Below are 17,126 nucleotides of genomic sequence, written 5' to 3'. Positions count from 1 at the left end.
GCATCGTGCTGGCAAGCGTGAAGAAGGTCATCGCGGAACACGTCTCGGACGGCATGACCTTGGCCGTCGGCGGCTTCGGTCTGTGCGGCATCCCGGCCGATCTCATCGAGGCAGTGCGGGACTCGGGCGCATCTGACCTGACGATCGTGTCGAACAATATGGGCGTGGACGGCAAAGGGCTCGGGCTGCTGCTGGAGAGTCGCCAGGTGCGGCGGGTCGTCGCGTCGTACGTGGGAGAGAACGCGTTGTTCGCCCGCCAGTACCTGCAGGGAGAGCTCGAGGTCGAGTTCAACCCGCAGGGAACACTGGCTGAGCGGTTGCGGGCAGGCGGAGCGGGCATCCCGGCGTTCTACACGCGGACCGGCGTCGGGACCGCCGTCGCGGAGGGCAAGCCGACCGCCATCTTCGACGGCGTCGAGTACGTGCAGGAGCGGGGGATCGTGGCCGACGTGTCGTTGGTCCACGCCCGCTCGGGCGACCGCCACGGGAACCTTGCCTATCGTCTCGCCGCACGGAACTTCAATCCAGCGGTGGCGATGGCTGGACGGGTCACCATCGCCGAGGTCGAGCACCGGGTCGATGCCTTGGACCCGGAACAGGTCCACACTCCGGGGATCTACGTGAACCACGTGGTGACGACGACCGCCCGGGTCAAGGACATCGAGCAGCTCACCACCCGCCCCCGGCGGAAGGTGGGTGCGTCATGACGTGGACCAGGCACGAGATGGCCGCCGTGGCGGCACAGGAGCTGGAGTCGGGCGACTACGTCAACCTCGGCATCGGCATCCCGACCCTCGTGGCCAACCACATCCCGCCCGGTGTCTCGGTCACGCTCCAGTCCGAGAACGGCATCCTCGGGATGGGGCCCTTCCCGTTGGAGGGCGACGAGGACGCCGACCTGATCAATGCCGGCAAGCAGACCGTGACGGTCAACGCCGGCGGAAGCTTCTTCGACTCGGTCGAGTCGTTCGCGATGATCCGCGGCGGCAAGGTCGACATCGCGATCCTCGGTGCGCTGCAGGTTGCGGCGAACGGTGATCTGGCCAACTGGGCGGTGCCGGGAGCACTGGTCAAGGGGATGGGCGGAGCCATGGACCTCGTCGCCGGCACTCGTCGGATCGTGGTGCTGACCGATCACGTGGCCAAGGACGGCACGCCCAAGATCGTCGACCGGTGCACCCTTCCGTTGACCGGGGAGAAGGTGGTCGACCGCATCATCACCGATCGGGGAGTCCTGGACGTGACGCCTCGTGGCCTCGTTCTGCGGCAGCTGGCCCCCGGGGAGACAGTCGCCGGCGTCCGAGGCCTCACAGGAGCGGACCTGCATCTGTCGCCCGATCTTTGAGGCATGGCCAGGAGCGGCCACGCCGCCGCAGCGACCTCCGACGTCGGGAGGGGGTGCACCCCTTCCGCGGAAGTGGTGTGTCCACCCTCGTGGTCGCCGGCCCGCTCGCCGAGGCTGGAACCACCACTCGGCGCGTCACCAGCGACGCGCACACCCGAAAGGATGATCTGATGTTCGTGTGTCATACGTTGAGCCGCCTGACCACCGCCTTGGCGGTCAGCCTGATGGCGGCCGGCACCCTGGTCGCCACCACGGCCCCCGCCACGGCGGCGTGGTCACCGAACGTCATGGTGATCAGTCCTGCTGCACCGATGGCGAACGAGGTGTTCGCCACGAAGGGCCGGCTGAGCACTGCGTTCGAGAGGCCGGTCAAGCTGCAGCGCCTGAAGTCGTATCGCGACCAGACCTGGGAGACCGTCCACACGGCGGTCTCGGACTCGGCCGGCTACTTCTACCTGTCAGGTCGTACGAGCGCAGACCGGTCCTTCCGGGTCTATGCCCCTACGGTCAAGCACAAGGGTCGGACCTACGCGCGCATCGTGACACCCACCAAGGTCGTCCGGGTGGCGGTCCAGAAGGTGACGCTGACGGTCAGCAGCAAGGTGTGGTTCCCGTACCAGCCGGCGACGGTCACCTTGCAGGCCACACCGGCCCGCCCTGGTCGCGCCATGTACCTGTTCGCGTCCACGTCATCGCACATCGACACCACCGGGATGCCCGCGCAGGCGTCGACGCAGGATTCGCGGGGGCGAGCGACCTTCACGTTCACGCCCGACTCCGACGAGGTCGGCCTCCACATATTCCTTCTGGGCAAGGCCATGGCGTGGGACGGCGCGGCGCCCACGTCGAGCGCGGCGCTCGAAGCCGACATCGTCGCTCCGAAGCCATGACCGGCCTCTCCATGGGCGCGAGCCAGCGCCCATGGAGAGCGCACACCGGCCGACCGGACGACGTGGAGCGAGCGCCGCAGTGACGATCGAGCACCGTCCGGCCGTACGGATCGGTAGGTTGATGCTGGATCGAGCTCGGGATGCCGCCGCTCGGCGGGACGAGACACCAGGATCATCAGGAGACACATGTCGGAGCACGTAGCCCTCATCACCGGCGCTGCTGGCGGCATCGGGTCCGCGACTGCGGCACGCTTTCTCGAGGCCGGGACCAGTGTCGTCGGATTCGACCTCAAGGTCCCGGATCACACGGCTCGCACCATGGACGCGGCGGCCGCGCGCGGGGGCGGCGAGATCATCTGGATCGAAGGCTCTGTGACCGACCTGGGCGCCATGGCGGCGGCGCGCGACCTCGCCGTGAAGCGGTTCGGTGGCGTCGACGTCTGGGTGAACAATGCCGCGCGGCTCTTCGTTGGACCATTCCTGGAGACCACCGACGCCGACTGGCTCTCAGTCCTCGACTCGAACCTCCTCGGATACGTCCGTGGAGCGCGGCTTGCCGCTGAGGTCATGGTTCCCCGAGGTCGTGGTTCGATCATCAACGTCGGTTCGGTGGTCGAGGTCCTGCCGCCCACGGAGATGAGCGTGTACGTCACGGCCAAAGCCGGCGTCACCGGCCTGACCCGGGCTCTGGCCGTCGAGCTCGGACCACGTGGGGTCCGCGTCAACTGTGTCTCGCCAGGCGCGACTGAGACACCTCTGAACGAGGAATCGTGGACCGATGCGGTCCGCGACACCTACAAGGCGCGCATACCGTTGCGAGCCATCGCGACGTCGGACGACGTGGCCGGAGTCATCGCGATGGTCGCGTCGAGCGACGCCAGCTACATGACCGGTCAGGTCGTGGTCGTCGACGGCGGTCTGAGTCTCGACGGCTCGGTCGGCCACCGGGGCACCGGAGGGCACGCGGACAAGGTCGCCGATCGGGAGCCTGACGGATCGGGGACGACCGGGGCCTGAGCGCCCCCGGCAGGACTCCGTCAGGCGCTGAGCGCCTTCCTCCCCGAATCCTGAACGCCGGGGAGTTGCGAGGTGACCTCGCGTTCGTATGTGCGCCCCCGGCAGGACTCCGTCAGGCGCTGAGCGCCTTCCTCCCCGAATCCTGAACGCCGGGGAGTTGCGAAGTGACCTCGCGTTCGTATGTGCGCCCCCGGCAGGACTCCGTCAGGCGCTGAGCGCCTTCCTCCCCGAATCCTGGACGCCGGGGAGTTGCGAGGTAGGAGCGGGTAAATCTGTGCGCCCCCGGCAGGATTCGAACCTGCGCTTCCGCCTCCGGAGGGCGGCGCTCTATCCCCTGAGCTACGGGGGCCAATGCGGCCAACTGCGGTGTGAGCCTACCCCACAGGCGCTACCGTGTTGCTGGTGCCCAGAGTGCTTGTCGTGGACGACACCGCTTCGATCCGGTTCCTCATCCGGACCAACCTCCAGCTCGCGGGATTCGAGGTCGACGAAGCCGTCGACGGCGCCGATTGCCTCGAGTTCCTCCGGACGACCGAGGTGCTGCCCGACGCCATCACGGTCGACGTCATGATGCCCCGGCTCGACGGGATCGCGACGGTGTCGGCAATCCGCGCCGACGCGCGTACGGCGCACATCGCGGTCGTGATGGTGACGACCCAGGGCCACCCCGCCGACATCCAGCGAGCCAAGCAGGCCGGTGTCGACGCCTACGTCACCAAGCCGTTCGACCCCGACGCCCTCATCCAGACCGTGCAGGACGTGATCGACGGAGCCGCGACTCGCGGCGACGACTGATCGCAAAGTGCTTGAGTGCTGCCATCCCGGGACGTACGGTTGCAGTACACGGAGAGGAGGTGGTCCGAAGAATGAATTCGTCTTGGACTTGTGAGGTGGCTGTCCGCTAGCCGCAAGGCTCAGCCGGTGGCGGCGAATACCCGCAGTCACCCGACCCGCAGGGCGTCGAGTTGTCCACTCGACCGCGCTCCTACTCCTGGGAGGCGAGCGCAGCCCTGCGGGTCGTCCACGTTCAGGGGCAGTGTCCCGGGCCGATACGCTTGGCGAGTGACTCCCGAGCAGCTCTCCGCGGCCATCGTCGGCGCCCTCACCTCCCTCAGCGAGGCTGGGACGATCACGCTGCCCGATGGGGTGCCGGCCGAGGTGCTCGTCGAGCGGCCCAAGGTCAAGGAGCACGGCGACTACGCCACCAACATCGCGCTCCAGCTGGCCAAGAAGGCCGGCATGAATCCACGCGACTTCGCCCAGCTCCTGGCCGACCAGCTCGCCGCGACCAACGGTGTCGCGAGCGCGGAGATCGCCGGACCCGGTTTCCTCAACATCCGCGTCGAGGCCGGTGCCCAAGGTGCCCTGGCCCCGCAGATCGTCGCGGCCGGGCAGGCGTACGGCACGAGTGACCTGTACGCCGGGCAGAAGGTCAACCTCGAGTTCGTCAGCGCCAACCCCACGGGCCCGATCCACATCGGCGGTGTGCGGTGGGCCGCGGTGGGTGACTCGCTCGGCCGCATCCTCACGGCGATCGGCGCCGACGTCACGCGGGAGTACTACTTCAACGACCACGGCATGCAGATCGACCGCTACTCGCGCTCGCTGCTGGCCAACGCCCGCGGCGAGGACGCGCCGGAGGACGGCTACGGCGGTCAGTACATCTCCGACATCGCCGCGACGGTGGTCGCCAAGCACCCGGACGTCCTCACGCTTCCCGAGGCCGACGCGCTCGAGACCTTCCGCGCCGAGGGCGTCGACCTGATGTTCACGGAGATCAAGCGGAGCCTGCACGACTTCGGCGTCGACTTCGACGTGTTCTTTCACGAGAACGACCTGCACGAGTCCGGTGCCGTGCAGCGAGCGATCGCACGGCTGCGCGAGCTCGGCATGATGTACGAGCAGGACGACGCGACCTGGTTGCGGACCTCCGACTTCGGCGATGACAAGGACCGCGTCGTCATCAAGTCCGACGGGCAGCCGGCCTACATCTCGGGCGACCTGGCCTACTACCTCGACAAGCGCGAGCGGGGCTTCGACCGCTGCCTCATCATGCTCGGCGCCGACCACCACGGCTACGTGTCGCGGATGCTCGCGATGTGCGCCGCGTTCGGCGACACCCCCAAGGTCAACCTGGAGCTGCTGATCGGGCAGCTGGTCAACCTCGTGCGCGACGGTGAACCGCTGCGGATGAGCAAGCGCGCCGGCACCGTCATCACGCTCGAGGACCTCGTCGACGCGATCGGCGTCGACGCCGCCCGCTACGCCCTCGCGCGTTACTCCACGGACTCCACGATCGACCTCGACCTCGATCTCTGGGCCAAGCAGGACAGTGACAACCCGGTCTACTACGTCCAGTACGCCCACGCGCGGCTGTCGTCGATCATCCGCAACGCGGTCGACCTCGGCGTCGTGATCGACGAGTCGACGTTCAACCCGTCGCTGCTGGCGGTCGAGCAGGAGGGCGCGCTGCTGCGGGCGCTTGCCGACTACCCGCGCGTCGTCGCTCGAGCGGCGGAGCTGCGCGAGCCGCACCGCGTCGCCCGCTACCTCGAGGACACCGCCGCGGCGTTCCACAAGTTCTACGACGTGGCGCACGTGCTGCCCAAGGGCGACGAGGAGCCCAGCGACCTGCACCGGGCCCGGCTGATGCTCGTCGCGGCGACGCGACAGGTCATCGCCAACGGCCTCGGCCTGCTCGGCGTCAACGCCCCGGAGCGCATGTGATGAGGTCCCACGAGGCAGGTGCCCTGCACGGCCAGTCGGGCGACCGCGGACCGGCGTGGTTGCGTACGCCCGAGGATCCCAACCAGCTCGTCCCGCACCTGTGGGCCTCGTCGGTCTCCAAGGTCGACGGCGTGCTGACCGTCGCGGGCGAGTCCGCGGTCGACCTCGCCGCCGAGTACGGCACGCCCACCTACGTCGTCGACGAGGACGACTTCCGGCGCCGGGCGCGCGCGTTCAAGGAGGCGTTCCCCGACGCCGACGTCTACTACGCCGGCAAGGCGTTCCTGTGCGTCGCGACCGCCCGGTGGATCGCCGAGGAGGGTCTCAACCTCGACGTCTGCACCGGCGGCGAGCTCGCCGTGGCGCTCAAGGCCGAGGTCCCGCCGGAGCGCATCGGCCTGCACGGCAACAACAAGTCCGTGACCGAGCTGCGCCGGGCCCTGGAGGTCGGGGTGGGTCGCATCATCATCGACTCGGTCGAGGAGATCGAGCGGCTGCACGACCTGACCACCGAGCTCGGCGTCACCGCGCCCGTCATGATCCGGGTGACGGCCGGAGTCGAGGCGCACACGCACGAGTACATCTCGACGTCGCACGAGGACCAGAAGTTCGGGTTCTCGATCACCGGCGGCGACGCCCTCGACGCCGCACGCCGGGTGCTGGCCGAGCCGGCGCTCGAGCTGCGCGGCCTGCACTCCCACATCGGGTCGCAGATCTTCGTGACCGACGGCTTCGAGGTGGCGGCCCGGCGCGTGCTGCGCCTGCACGCCGAGATCGAGAAGGAGCTCGGCGTCGCGCTGCCGGAGTTCGACCTCGGCGGTGGCTTCGGCATCGCCTACACGACCCAGGACGACCCCTCCACACCGGACGACCTGGCGCGGGGGATGCTCAAGATCGTCGACGACGAGTGCGCGGCGATGGGCATCGCCGTGCCTCACCTGTCGATCGAGCCCGGCCGCGCGATCGCCGGCCCCTCGACGTTCACGCTCTACGAGGTCGGCACGACCAAGTCTGTCGCGCTCGACGGCGGCGCGTCCCGTCGCTACATCTCCGTCGACGGCGGCATGAGCGACAACATCCGGCCCGCTCTCTACGGCGCCGACTACTCGTGCACCCTCGCCTCGCGCGCCTCGGACGCGCCTGCGCTGCTGAGCCGGGTCGTCGGCAAGCACTGCGAGTCCGGCGACATCGTCGTCAAGGACGAGTTCCTCCCCGGCGACGTCGCGGCCGGCGACCTGCTCGCGGTGCCCGGCACCGGGGCCTACTGCCGCTCGCTCGCGAGCAACTACAACCACGTGCCCCGCGCCGCGGTCGTGGCCGTGCGCGAGGGCGAGGCGCGGGTCATCCTGCGGCGCGAGACCGAGGACGACCTGCTCGCCCTCGACGTCGGCTGACGTACCTCAGGCGATGCTCGACGGCGGCCGCAGGAGGCGCCGCGGTCCGGAGCCATGCGCGGCGAGCCGGTCTCCCGGGTTGTAGAGAGCGCAGCTCTTCAGGGAGAGGCAGCCGCAGCCGATGCAGCCGTCGAGGTCGTCGCGCAGGCTCTTGAGCTGGTCGATGCGGGCGTCGAGGTCAGCCCGCCAGCGTTGTGACAACCGGGCCCAGTCGGACTTGGTCGGCACCTTGTCGTCCGGCAGCGACTCCAGCGCCTCGCGGATGCGGGCGAGGCTGATCCCGAGTCCTTGCGACACCCTGATGAACGAGATCCGGCGCAGCACGTCGCGGTGGTAGCGCCGCTGGTTGCCCGCCGTTCGCTCGCTCTCGATGAGGCCCTCACGCTCGTAGAAGTGGAGGGCCGAGACCGCGACCCCGGCGCGCTCCGACACCTCGCCAGGGGTCAGCCGCTGGTGCTTCGAGACCGTCATGACCTGAAGGATACTTGAGGTTCACGCCAGCAGGCGAAGGCCTGCCGTCACGACAGCCGCGACGAGTACCGAGGTCAGGACGCCGGCGCGGGTCAGCACGAGAACTCCCGCACCCGCCGCGACGCCGGCCGTGTCGGCACCGACGTGCAGGTGCTCGCCGTCCGCGAGGGCGCTCGAGACCACGAGTGCGGCCAGCAGGGCCGGAGCCATCAGCATGATCACGCCGTTGACGCGGTCGGGCAGCTCGCGACCGCCCATCAACACCGGCCCGAAGGCCTTGATCGCGAACGTCACGACGGTGCAGCCCGCGATCGTCAGCCAGATCGTCTCGGTCATGCGGCCTGCTCCCGACGTCGAAGACCCCACAGGGCGACGAGGCTGGCCGCGAGCACCGGGATCCCGGCTGGCGCGATCTCGATGAGCGAGAGCGCGACGACGGCGCCGGCAGCGGCGATCGCGGCCGTGCGCCGGTCCTTGATCTCGGCGATCAGGAGGGCGAGGAAGAACATCGGGTAGATCGCGTCCAGCCCGAAGCGGGACGTGTCGCCGAGCGTGTCGCCGCCCAGGGCGCCGACCGTCGTGCCGGTCATCCAGGTCACGTACTGCGGAGCCGTCGAGCCGAACAGGAACCAGCGGTCGAACGTCCCGTCGCCCCGGTTGGCCATGGCCCATGAGGCGTCGACGACGGTCTGACCCTGGGCCGCTCGCAAGGCCGGCCGTCCGGGCAGGGAGGGACCGAGGGCGATGCCCATGGGCAGGAAGCGGGAGTTCATGAGGGCCGCCGCGGCGATCGCCGCGCCGGCCGTGCCGCCCCCGGCCAGGATCGCCACCGCGGCGAACTGCGCCGAGCCGGCGAACACGACGGCCGACATGACGATCGCGGCCTCGACCGGGAAGCCGGCGTCGCGGGCCAGCACGCCGAACGACATCGACAGGAGCCCGCCCACCGCGGCATACGGGATCGCGGCGCGGACACCGGCGCGAAACGAGGCCCTGCTGTCCTCGGCTGCGGACTCGACGGGGCTCGGCATGTGGCCAGCCTGCCACGTACGACCGACAGGGCAGGTCGGTGGTCAGCCCACGCAGACTGCGACGTAGCCCGGCTTGCGGGCCGTCCGCCTGCTGACGACCGTGCCGTCGATCGACACCGAGCACGTCACGTACGTCGCGGTGGACAGCACCTGCCCGCCGATCCTGCCGACCGGTAGCGGCCCGCGAACCGTGCGGCTGATCGTCACCGACTTGTCGGCGACCTGGGTGCCGGCCCTCTTGCCGTCGCGGTAGTCGTGGCCCTCGTTGATGGCTCCGTCAGAGGTCAGGGTCATCACGACCTTGTAGAGCTTGGTGGTGCCGTGCGAGCCGGCGTACGGATCGGGCATGCCGGCGAACGGGTCGTCCTTGGAGGAAGAGGCCTTGACCACTCCGCTCCCGGACTCCTCGTCGCCGGCCGAGGTCGGGCCGGAGCCGTAGTCGCTGGTGCTCCCACTCAAGCCGTCGGAGGCCGGATCCGACGCCGACGCGGGGTCGGTGTCGCCCTTGAGCAGCATGACCAACGAAAGAGCCGCTACCAAGGCTGCGGCAACACCGATGGCGACGGCAGCACGCTGCTTGAGACGGGACGGGAACCTGCGCTTCATGTTGACCTGACTCTTCCGTCTGATGCCTGGCGGCGGTTCGGGGTTCATGGGGAGAACGACCGACGCCCCCCTCGGGCTATGGTGACGAACCCCTCATATGGCTTCTCATTCGACGAACCGTGTCACCTGTCGCGCCCTCGCGCCGATACCCTTGACCGGTGAGCGAATCCTCGTGGTCCCCCGGTCGTCCGCTCCGCGTCGCCCTGTTGGGCTGCGGAGTCGTCGGCACGGAAGTCGCCCGACTGCTCACGAGCGACTCCGAAGAGCTCGCCCAGCGCGTGGGCGCGCCGCTGGAGCTGGCGGGCATCGCCGTACGCCGTCTGGGCCGCGAGCGCGACCTCGACGTGCCGGCCGAGCTGTTCACCACGGATGCGACCGGCCTCGTCGGCCGGGGCGACATCGACGTGGTGATCGAGGTCATCGGGGGCATCGAGCCGGCCCGCGAGCTGATCTTGTCCGCGCTCGACAACGGCGCCTCCGTCGTCACCGCCAACAAGGCGTTGCTCGCCGAGGACGGCGCGACGCTGTTCGAGGCAGCGCACAAGGCCGAGCGCGACCTCTACTTCGAGGCCGCCGTCGCCGGCGCCATCCCGATCGTCCGGCCGTTGCGCGAGTCGCTCGCCGGTGACCGGGTGCAGCGCGTGCTGGGCATCGTCAACGGCACCACCAACTTCATCCTCGATGCGATGACCACGACGGGGCAGGGCTTCTCCGAGGCGCTCGACGAGGCCCAGCGGCTGGGATACGCCGAGGCCGACCCGACCGCCGACATCGAGGGCTTCGACGCCGCGTCCAAGGCCGCCATCCTCGCCGGCCTGGCGTTCCACACCCGCGTGACGATCGGCGACGTCCACCGCGAGGGCATCAGCGAGGTCACCGCCGCCGACGTGCGCTCCGCGGCCGAGATGGGCTGCGTCGTCAAGCTCCTCGCGATCTGTGAGCAGCGGGAGACCCCCGACGGCCCTGCGGTCTCCGCCCGCGTGCATCCCGCGATGATCCCGCTCTCGCACCCGCTGGCCTCGGTTCACGGTGCCTACAACGCGGTGTTCGTCGAGAGCGAGGCCGCCGGCCAGCTCATGTTCTACGGTCCCGGCGCCGGTGGCGCCCCCACGGCCAGCGCCGTGCTGGGTGATGTCGTTTCGGTCGCGCGCAACCGCCGCAGCAACGTGTTCGGCCCCGGCGAGTCCACGCATGCGCAGCTCGAGGTGCTCGACATCGGCCGGGCCCGCACCCGCTACCACGTGTCGATCGACGTCGACGACCGTGCAGGCGTGCTGGCCTCCGTGGCAAGCGCCTTCGCCGAGTTCGACGTCTCGATCCGCACGGTGCGCCAGGAGGGCAGCGGCGACGACGCCCAGCTCGTCATCGTGACGCACGAGGCTGACGACGCTGCGCTCTCGGCGACGGTGGCCTCCCTCCGGGGCCTCGACATGGTGCGTGACGTGACCTCGGTCATGCGCGTCGAGGGAGGCTCCTGATGGCGCACCTGTGGCGTGGCGTGATCGAGGAGTACCGCGAGTGGCTGCCGGTCACCCCTGAGACCCCGGTCGTGACGCTCGGCGAGGGCGGCACCCCGCTCGTCCACTCAGCGTGGCTCTCGGGCATCGCGCGCGGCGACGTGTGGCTCAAGGTCGAGGGCGACAACCCGACAGGATCGTTCAAGGACCGCGGCATGACCGCCGCTGTCTCGGTCGCGGCGGGCGAGGGCGCCAAGGCCGTCGTCTGCGCCTCGACGGGCAACACCTCGGCCTCCATGACGGCGTACGCCGCCAAGGCCGGGCTGACCCCGATCGTGCTGGTCCCGCACGGCAAGATCGCCGCCGGCAAGATGGCGCAGGCCGTGATGCACGGTGCCGAGGTCATCCAGGTCAAGGGTGGGTTCGACGAGTGCCTGCAGCTCTCGCGCGCGCTCGCCGACCACTACCCGGTCGCGTTGGTCAACTCGGTGAACCCCGTACGCCTGCAGGGGCAGAAGACGGCCGCGTTCGAGGTCGTCGACGCCCTCGGTGCGACCCCCGACCTGCACGTCCTGCCGGTCGGCAACGCCGGCAACATCTCCGCCTACTGGCTGGGCTATCGCGAGTACGCCGACGCCGGGATCGCGAGCCGCACCCCGGTCATGTGGGGCTTCCAGGCGCAGGGCGCCGACCCGATCGTCCAGGGCGCACCGATCCCGCACCCCGAGACCGTCGCCACCGCGATCCGCATCGGCAACCCCGCGTCGTGGCACCTGGCCGAGGGGGCGCGCGACGAGTCCGGTGGCCGCATCGCCGCCGTGAGCGACGAGCAGATCCTGCAGGCCCAGCGCGACCTCGCGTCGCACGACGGCGTCTTCGTCGAGCCGGCCTCTGCGGCCGGTGTCGCGGGACTGCTCGCGGCCGCATCGGCAGGGGAGGTCGAGCCGGGCCAGACGATCGCCATCACGGTCACCGGCCACGGCCTCAAGGACATCGACACCGCGCTCGCCGGAGCCGGTGCACTCGTCGACGCGATCATCGAGGCCGACGTCGACGCCGCGGCTGAGGCCGCGGGCCTCCGGTGAGCTTCGTCGCAGGACCGGTCACCGTACGCACGCCGGCCTCCAGCGCCAACCTCGGCCCCGGCTTCGATGCCCTCGGCCTCGCCCTGTCGCTGCACGACGAGATCACCGCCCAGGTGCTCGACACCCCGGGCCTGGACATCGAGGTCTCCGGCGAAGGCGCGCAGGACGTGCCGAGGACCGGCGACCACCTCGTCGTGACGGCGATGACGGCTGTGTTCGACCTGCTCGGGCTGCGCCCGCCGGGCCTGCGGCTCGCCTGTGTCAACGCGATCCCGCACGGTCGCGGGCTGGGCTCCTCAGCCGCCGCGATCGTCGGCGGCATCGTGCTGGCCCGCGCGCTGCTCGACGACGGTCAGGACCGGCTCGACGACCGCACGGCGTACCAGCTCGCGGCCGATCTCGAGGGCCACCCCGACAACGTGGCCGCGGCGATGTTCGGCGGGCTGACGATCGCGTGGGTCGACGGTGCCTCCGCCGAGGTCCAGCGGCTCGACACGGGGGTCCAGGTCACGGTCTTCGTGCCGCCCGACGCCGTGTCGACGCAGAAGGCGCGTGGGCTGCTGCCCGAGACCGTGCCGCACCGTGACGCCGCGGTCAACGCCGGCCGGGCCGCGCTGCTCGTCGCGGCCCTGACCACGGCGCCCCAGCAGCTCATCTGGGCGACGGAGGACCGGATCCACCAGGGCTACCGGTCCGAGGCGATGCCCGAGTCGTACAAGCTGCTCCGGCAGCTGCGGGTCGAGGGCATCCCGACGATCATCTCCGGCGCCGGCCCGACCGTGCTGTCGTTCGCCCGGGGGGTCGCCGACCGGGCACCGGAGGGCTGGACCGTGCACGAGCTCGAGGTCGACGCGAGGGGCGCGCAGACCGTCTGAGGACTCCGCGGGACGTGAACCCGAGCGGAATGCCGGATGACTCGCTGGTGTTACAGTGGACGAGTCGGAGTCGAGTGCGAAACTCCCCGGCAGTGACAAGTAGCAGCGCCATTCAAGTCGCCCGTCGGATACGGGCAAGCCTCCATGCGTTCCGGACAGCTCCGGACTCCAGGCCTTGTGGCCACATCCAAAAGGAACCTACGTGACTGAAACCACCACCACACCTGAGTCGTCCACGCCTGCGGCCGAGACCGCGGCGGCCGCCCCGAGGAAGACCGGGGGCGGACTGGGCGGGAAGGTGCTCGCCGAGCTCCAGGAGATCGCCGGCGAGCTGGGCATCACCGGCGCGGACAAGATGCGCAAGGGCGCCCTCATCGACGCCATCAAGATCGCCCGCGGAGACGCCGGCACGTCGACCAAGGCCGCGGTCGCCGCGGCCGCGCCCAGCAAGGTCGACACCAGCAAGGGTGACGCCGCTGCGGCCGCCACGATCGAGCAGCCCGCTGCCGAGGCCCCCGCCGAGCCCAAGGGTGACGCGCGCAGGGCCAAGCAGGCCGAGTCGAGGAACGACTCGCGCAACGACGGCAACGACAAGAACGCCAAGAACGACGGCAAGGGTGACGCGCCCGTCGACCAGCCCGGGTCCAGGAACGACTCGCGCGGCGACGACTCCGAGGACGAGTCGGGCCGGGGCCAGGGCCGCAACCGCAACCGCAACCAGAACCGCGACAACGATGGCGGCAACCAGGGCGGTCAGGGCGGCGGCAACCGCAACCGCAACCAGAACCGCGACAACGACGGCGGCAACCAGGGCGGCGGCCGCAACCAGGGCCAGGCCCAGGGCGGCAACCGTCAGGCCGGGTTCGACGACGACGAGGACGGCGGGGGACGTCGCCGCAACCGTCGTGGCCGCAACCGCAACGCCGGCCGCGGCGGCGAGGTCGACACGACCTACACCGAGGACGACGTCCTGGTGCCGGCCGCGGGCATCCTCGACATCCTCGACAACTACGCGTTCGTCCGCACCACGGGCTACCTGCCCAGCGAGAACGACGTCTACGTCTCCCTCTCCATGGTCCGCAAGTGGGGGCTTCGCCGCGGCGACGCCGTCATCGGCCAGGTGCGCCAGCCCCGCGAGGGCGAGCGCAAGGAGAAGTTCAACCCGATGGTCAAGATCGAGTCGGTCAACGGCATGACCCTCGACGACAGCCTCAAGCGCGTCGAGTTCGCCAAGCTGACCCCGCTCTACCCCTCGGAGCGCCTGCGCCTCGAGGGCGAGGCCGGCGGCCTGACCGGTCGCGTCGTCGACCTGGTCGCCCCGATCGGCAAGGGCCAGCGCGGCCTGATCGTGTCTCCGCCCAAGGGCGGCAAGACCATGATCATGCAGCAGGTCGCCAACGCGATCACCGAGAACAACCCCGAGTGCCACCTGATGATCGTCCTGGTCGACGAGCGTCCCGAGGAGGTCACCGACTTCCAGCGCACCGTGAAGGGCGAGGTCATCGCGTCGACGTTCGACCGGCCTGCCACCGACCACACGACGGTCGCCGAGCTGGCCATCGAGCGCGCCAAGCGTCTCGTCGAGCTGGGCCACGACGTCGTGCTGCTGCTCGACGGCATCACCCGCCTCGGTCGCGCGTACAACCTCGCCGCGCCGACCAGCGGACGCATCATGTCCGGCGGTGTGGACTCGTCGGCGCTCTACCCGCCCAAGAAGTTCTTCGGTGCTGCGCGCAACATCGAGGACGGCGGCTCGCTGACGATCCTGGCCACGGCTCTGGTCGAGACCGGCTCGCGCATGGACGAGGTCATCTTCGAGGAGTTCAAGGGCACCGGCAACTGGGAGCTCCGCCTGCGTCGCGACTTCGCCGACAAGCGCATCTTCCCGGCCGTCGACGTCGACGCCTCGAGCACGCGCCGCGAGGAGCTGCTCATGGGCAAGGACGAGCTCGCCGTCGTGTGGAAGCTGCGGCGGGTGCTCTCGGGCCTCGAGGGCCAGCAGGGCCTGGAGCTCATCCTCGACAAGCTGAAGAAGACCACCAGCAACGTCGAGTTCCTCATGCAGATCAACACCACGCTGCCGCAGGACGGCGGCAGCAACGGCAAGTAGCAGGCCGTACGACCGAAGGGCCCGGGGGAGACCTCGGGCCCTTCGGCGTTCCCGGACTCGATCGGCCGTCGTGGTGATGCGCAACTAGGGTTGGGGCATGACGACTGCATTCGACTTCTCAGCGACCGCGATCGACGGCACCGAGCGGCTGCTGGCCGACTACCGGGGCAAGGTCCTGCTCGTGGTCAACACCGCCACCCAGTGCGGGTTCACCCCGCAGTTCAAGGGACTCGAGGCGGTCTACCAGGAGTACGTCGACCGCGGCCTGGTCGTGCTCGGCTTCCCGTGCGACCAGTTCGGCCACCAGAACCCGGAGTCCGACGAGGACACCGCGGTGTTCTGCGAGAAGAACTTCGGCGTGACGTTCCCGCTGTTCTCCGAGATCGAGGTCAACGGCGACGGCGCCCACCCGCTCTACAAGTGGCTCAAGCAGGAGAAGGGCGGCCTCGGGCCGAGCAAGATCAAGTGGAACTTCACCAAGTTCCTGATCGACACCGAGGGCAACGTCGTCAAGCGCTACGGCTCGACGACTGCCCCGGAGAAGATCAAGGGCGACATCGAGAAGCTTCTCCCCGCCTGATCCGCTGCGACCACCCGGCCCCCGGCCCGGGAATGAATCCGGTGCCGATTTCCTTATACGTACTGCCGACTGGCACAATCAATCCTTGGTTCTGGTTCACGGACCGCATCCCGCGAGACGACCCAGCGACCGCCGAGAGGACATCATGAAGCAAGGCATCCACCCCGACTACGTCGAGACCCAGGTCACCTGCACCTGTGGCAACACGTTCACCACCAAGAGCACCGCGACCGACGGCACCCTCCGTGCCGACGTCTGCGCCGCGTGCCACCCGTTCTACACCGGCAAGCAGAAGATCCTCGACACCGGCGGCCGCGTCGCCCGCTTCGAGAAGCGCTACGCCAAGAAGACGACCGAGAGCAAGTAGCTCCACTCCGGCACCGACCCGTACGCACGCCGTACGGGTCGGTGCCGTTGTCGTGTCCGCACCATCCCGCACCCAGTCCGAGGAGCCATCGTGTTCGAAGCCGTCGACACCCTCGTCGCCGAGCATGCCGAGCTCGAGGTCCGCATGTCGGACCCGGCCGTGCACTCCGACCAGGGCCTGGCCAAGAAGCTCGGGCAGCGCTATGCCGAGCTGACCGCCATCGTGAAGACCTACCGCGAGTTCCAGCAGGTCACGGACGACCTCGAGGCCGCGCGTGAGCTCGCGGCCGAGGACGAGTCGTTCGCCGCCGAGATCGAGACGCTCGAGCCCCGCCTGCACGAGCTGAGCGAGCGGCTGCAGCGGCTCCTGGTGCCCCGGGACCCGGCCGACTCCAAGGACGTCATCATGGAGATCAAGGGCGGCGAGGGCGGCGAGGAGTCGGCCCTGTTCGCCGGTGACCTGCTGCGGATGTACTCCCGCTACGCCGAGCACCGCGGCTGGAAGACCGAGATCCTCGACGCCACCGAGTCCGCGCTGGGTGGCTACAAGTCCGTGACGATGGCGGTCAAGGCCAAGGGCACGCCGGAGCCGGGCGAGGCCCCGCACGCCCTGCTGAAGTTCGAGGGTGGCGTGCATCGCGTGCAGCGCGTCCCGGTGACGGAGTCGCAGGGCCGCATCCACACGTCGGCCGCCGGCGTCCTGGTGCTGGCCGAGGCTGAGGACATCGACATCGAGATCCACGACAGCGACCTGCGGATCGACGTCTACCGGTCGTCCGGTCCGGGTGGCCAGAGCGTCAACACGACCGACTCGGCCGTCCGCATCACGCACCTGCCGACGGGAGTCGTCGCCAGCTGTCAGAACGAGAAGAGCCAGCTGCAGAACAAGGAGCAGGCGATGCGCATCCTCCGGGCGCGCCTTCTCGAGGCCGCGCAGGCGGCGGCCGACGCCGAGGCCTCGGACGCCCGCAAGTCGCAGATCCGCACGGTCGACCGCTCCGAGCGGATCCGCACCTACAACTTCCCGGAGAACCGGATCTCGGACCACCGGACGGGGTTCAAGGCCTACAACCTCGACCAGGTCATGGACGGCGCGCTCGAGGACGTCATCAAGTCGCTCGTCGACGCCGAGCTGTCCGACCGCCTCGCTGCCGTCGAGTCCGGCGAGTGAC

Annotated in this window: 18 protein-coding genes and 1 tRNA gene; 14 read left to right on the top strand and 5 right to left on the bottom strand. The window is 69.7% G+C overall.

Annotation, left to right across the window (positions count from 1 at the left end):
* The first annotated feature begins 5 nt into the window (after window positions 1-5).
* From AB0N22_RS08000 to AB0N22_RS07985, 4 genes are all read left to right on the top strand, one after another.
* Window positions 6-707 (top strand): CoA transferase subunit A, encoded by a 702-nt coding sequence (locus AB0N22_RS08000; protein WP_364637913.1) that lies wholly within the window; start codon window positions 6-8, stop codon window positions 705-707.
* Entirely contained in the window at window positions 704-1,345 is a 642-nt protein-coding gene (locus AB0N22_RS07995) for a 3-oxoacid CoA-transferase subunit B (RefSeq protein WP_364637911.1), read from the top strand. The genes AB0N22_RS08000 and AB0N22_RS07995 overlap by 4 nt, the downstream gene beginning before the upstream one ends.
* A 170-nt stretch (window positions 1,346-1,515) precedes the next feature.
* A complete protein-coding gene (locus AB0N22_RS07990) occupies window positions 1,516-2,235 on the top strand; it encodes a hypothetical protein (RefSeq protein ID WP_364637909.1) in 720 nt (239 codons plus the stop codon).
* Window positions 2,236-2,421: 186 nt separating this feature from the next.
* On the top strand, window positions 2,422-3,252 hold the full coding sequence (locus AB0N22_RS07985; protein ID WP_364637907.1) for an SDR family oxidoreductase: 831 nt from the start codon (window positions 2,422-2,424) through the stop codon (window positions 3,250-3,252).
* Window positions 3,253-3,529: 277 nt separating this feature from the next.
* On the opposite strand, the gene AB0N22_RS07980 is transcribed toward AB0N22_RS07985, so the two are convergent.
* Window positions 3,530-3,601 (bottom strand) — tRNA-Arg (locus AB0N22_RS07980).
* A gap of 71 nt (window positions 3,602-3,672) precedes the next feature.
* Here AB0N22_RS07980 and AB0N22_RS07975 point away from each other — a divergent pair.
* The 3 genes from AB0N22_RS07975 to lysA all read left to right on the top strand — a co-directional run bounded on the left by AB0N22_RS07975 (window position 3,673) and on the right by lysA (window position 7,373).
* Window positions 3,673-4,047 carry a response regulator gene (locus tag AB0N22_RS07975; RefSeq protein WP_364637905.1) on the top strand — a complete coding sequence of 125 codons (375 nt, stop codon included), beginning with the start codon at window positions 3,673-3,675 and terminating at the stop codon, window positions 4,045-4,047.
* A gap of 267 nt (window positions 4,048-4,314) precedes the next feature.
* Window positions 4,315-5,979, top strand: coding sequence for an arginine--tRNA ligase (gene argS / locus AB0N22_RS07970; protein ID WP_364637903.1), 1,665 nt, complete (start codon window positions 4,315-4,317; stop codon window positions 5,977-5,979).
* The gene (lysA, locus tag AB0N22_RS07965; protein WP_364637901.1) at window positions 5,979-7,373 is read left to right on the top strand and encodes a diaminopimelate decarboxylase; all 1,395 of its coding nucleotides are present in this window, start codon (window positions 5,979-5,981) and stop codon (window positions 7,371-7,373) included. Before argS ends, lysA begins: the two co-directional genes overlap by 1 nt.
* A 6-nt stretch (window positions 7,374-7,379) precedes the next feature.
* Here lysA and soxR read toward each other — a convergent pair whose 3' ends face one another.
* The 4 genes from soxR to AB0N22_RS07945 are packed head-to-tail and all read right to left on the bottom strand — an operon-like array spanning window position 7,380 to window position 9,481.
* Entirely contained in the window at window positions 7,380-7,844 is a 465-nt protein-coding gene (soxR, locus tag AB0N22_RS07960) for a redox-sensitive transcriptional activator SoxR (protein ID WP_364637899.1), read from the bottom strand.
* A 21-nt stretch (window positions 7,845-7,865) separates the two neighbouring features.
* Complete coding sequence (locus AB0N22_RS07955; protein ID WP_364637897.1) at window positions 7,866-8,180, bottom strand: AzlD domain-containing protein; 315 nt, start codon at window positions 8,178-8,180, stop codon at window positions 7,866-7,868.
* Window positions 8,177-8,875, bottom strand: coding sequence for an AzlC family ABC transporter permease (locus AB0N22_RS07950; RefSeq protein ID WP_364637895.1), 699 nt, complete (start codon window positions 8,873-8,875; stop codon window positions 8,177-8,179). Before AB0N22_RS07950 ends, AB0N22_RS07955 begins: the two co-directional genes overlap by 4 nt.
* Window positions 8,876-8,917: 42 nt before the next feature.
* Window positions 8,918-9,481: a hypothetical protein gene (locus AB0N22_RS07945; RefSeq protein ID WP_364637893.1), complete on the bottom strand. Its 564-nt coding sequence runs from the start codon at window positions 9,479-9,481 to the stop codon at window positions 8,918-8,920.
* A 158-nt stretch (window positions 9,482-9,639) separates the two neighbouring features.
* Between AB0N22_RS07945 and AB0N22_RS07940 the strand changes: the two genes are divergently transcribed.
* From AB0N22_RS07940 to prfA, 7 genes are all read left to right on the top strand, one after another.
* Window positions 9,640-10,959: a homoserine dehydrogenase gene (locus tag AB0N22_RS07940; RefSeq protein ID WP_364637891.1), complete on the top strand. Its 1,320-nt coding sequence runs from the start codon at window positions 9,640-9,642 to the stop codon at window positions 10,957-10,959.
* On the top strand, window positions 10,959-12,023 hold the full coding sequence (gene thrC / locus AB0N22_RS07935; protein WP_364637889.1) for a threonine synthase: 1,065 nt from the start codon (window positions 10,959-10,961) through the stop codon (window positions 12,021-12,023). The genes AB0N22_RS07940 and thrC overlap by 1 nt, the downstream gene beginning before the upstream one ends.
* Window positions 12,020-12,898, top strand: a complete 879-nt coding sequence (thrB, locus tag AB0N22_RS07930; RefSeq protein ID WP_364637887.1) for a homoserine kinase — start codon at window positions 12,020-12,022, stop codon at window positions 12,896-12,898. The genes thrC and thrB overlap by 4 nt, the downstream gene beginning before the upstream one ends.
* Window positions 12,899-13,100: 202 nt before the next feature.
* Window positions 13,101-15,008 carry a transcription termination factor Rho gene (gene rho / locus AB0N22_RS07925; protein WP_364637885.1) on the top strand — a complete coding sequence of 636 codons (1,908 nt, stop codon included), beginning with the start codon at window positions 13,101-13,103 and terminating at the stop codon, window positions 15,006-15,008.
* 97 nt (window positions 15,009-15,105) lie between these two features.
* Window positions 15,106-15,588: a glutathione peroxidase gene (locus AB0N22_RS07920; protein ID WP_364637883.1), complete on the top strand. Its 483-nt coding sequence runs from the start codon at window positions 15,106-15,108 to the stop codon at window positions 15,586-15,588.
* 145 nt (window positions 15,589-15,733) lie between these two features.
* Window positions 15,734-15,955, top strand: coding sequence for a 50S ribosomal protein L31 (gene rpmE, locus AB0N22_RS07915; protein WP_364637881.1), 222 nt, complete (start codon window positions 15,734-15,736; stop codon window positions 15,953-15,955).
* Window positions 15,956-16,045: 90 nt separating this feature from the next.
* Window positions 16,046-17,125, top strand: coding sequence for a peptide chain release factor 1 (prfA, locus tag AB0N22_RS07910; protein WP_364637879.1), 1,080 nt, complete (start codon window positions 16,046-16,048; stop codon window positions 17,123-17,125).
* The last annotated feature ends 1 nt before the right edge of the window (window position 17,126 follow it).

Origin of the sequence: Aeromicrobium sp. NPDC092404, from assembly GCF_040684095.1 — a bacterium.
GTDB lineage: Bacteria > Actinomycetota > Actinomycetes > Propionibacteriales > Nocardioidaceae > Aeromicrobium.
This window is presented reverse-complemented; position numbering and strand designations above follow the sequence as displayed.

What these genes read in the sequence shown, in the direction of transcription:
- AB0N22_RS07995 (WP_364637911.1), top strand. Translation starts at nt 704, where the DNA reads ATGACGTGGACCAGGCACGAGATGGCCGCCGTGGCGGCACAGGAGCTG.
- AB0N22_RS07990 (WP_364637909.1), top strand. Translation starts at nt 1,516, where the DNA reads ATGTTCGTGTGTCATACGTTGAGCCGCCTGACCACCGCCTTGGCGGTC.
- AB0N22_RS07985 (WP_364637907.1), top strand. Translation starts at nt 2,422, where the DNA reads ATGTCGGAGCACGTAGCCCTCATCACCGGCGCTGCTGGCGGCATCGGG.
- lysA (WP_364637901.1), top strand. Translation starts at nt 5,979, where the DNA reads ATGAGGTCCCACGAGGCAGGTGCCCTGCACGGCCAGTCGGGCGACCGC.
- soxR (WP_364637899.1), bottom strand. Translation starts at nt 7,844, where the DNA reads ATGACGGTCTCGAAGCACCAGCGGCTGACCCCTGGCGAGGTGTCGGAG.
- AB0N22_RS07955 (WP_364637897.1), bottom strand. Translation starts at nt 8,180, where the DNA reads ATGACCGAGACGATCTGGCTGACGATCGCGGGCTGCACCGTCGTGACG.
- AB0N22_RS07950 (WP_364637895.1), bottom strand. Translation starts at nt 8,875, where the DNA reads ATGCCGAGCCCCGTCGAGTCCGCAGCCGAGGACAGCAGGGCCTCGTTT.
- AB0N22_RS07945 (WP_364637893.1), bottom strand. Translation starts at nt 9,481, where the DNA reads ATGAAGCGCAGGTTCCCGTCCCGTCTCAAGCAGCGTGCTGCCGTCGCC.
- thrC (WP_364637889.1), top strand. Translation starts at nt 10,959, where the DNA reads ATGGCGCACCTGTGGCGTGGCGTGATCGAGGAGTACCGCGAGTGGCTG.
- AB0N22_RS07920 (WP_364637883.1), top strand. Translation starts at nt 15,106, where the DNA reads ATGACGACTGCATTCGACTTCTCAGCGACCGCGATCGACGGCACCGAG.
- rpmE (WP_364637881.1), top strand. Translation starts at nt 15,734, where the DNA reads ATGAAGCAAGGCATCCACCCCGACTACGTCGAGACCCAGGTCACCTGC.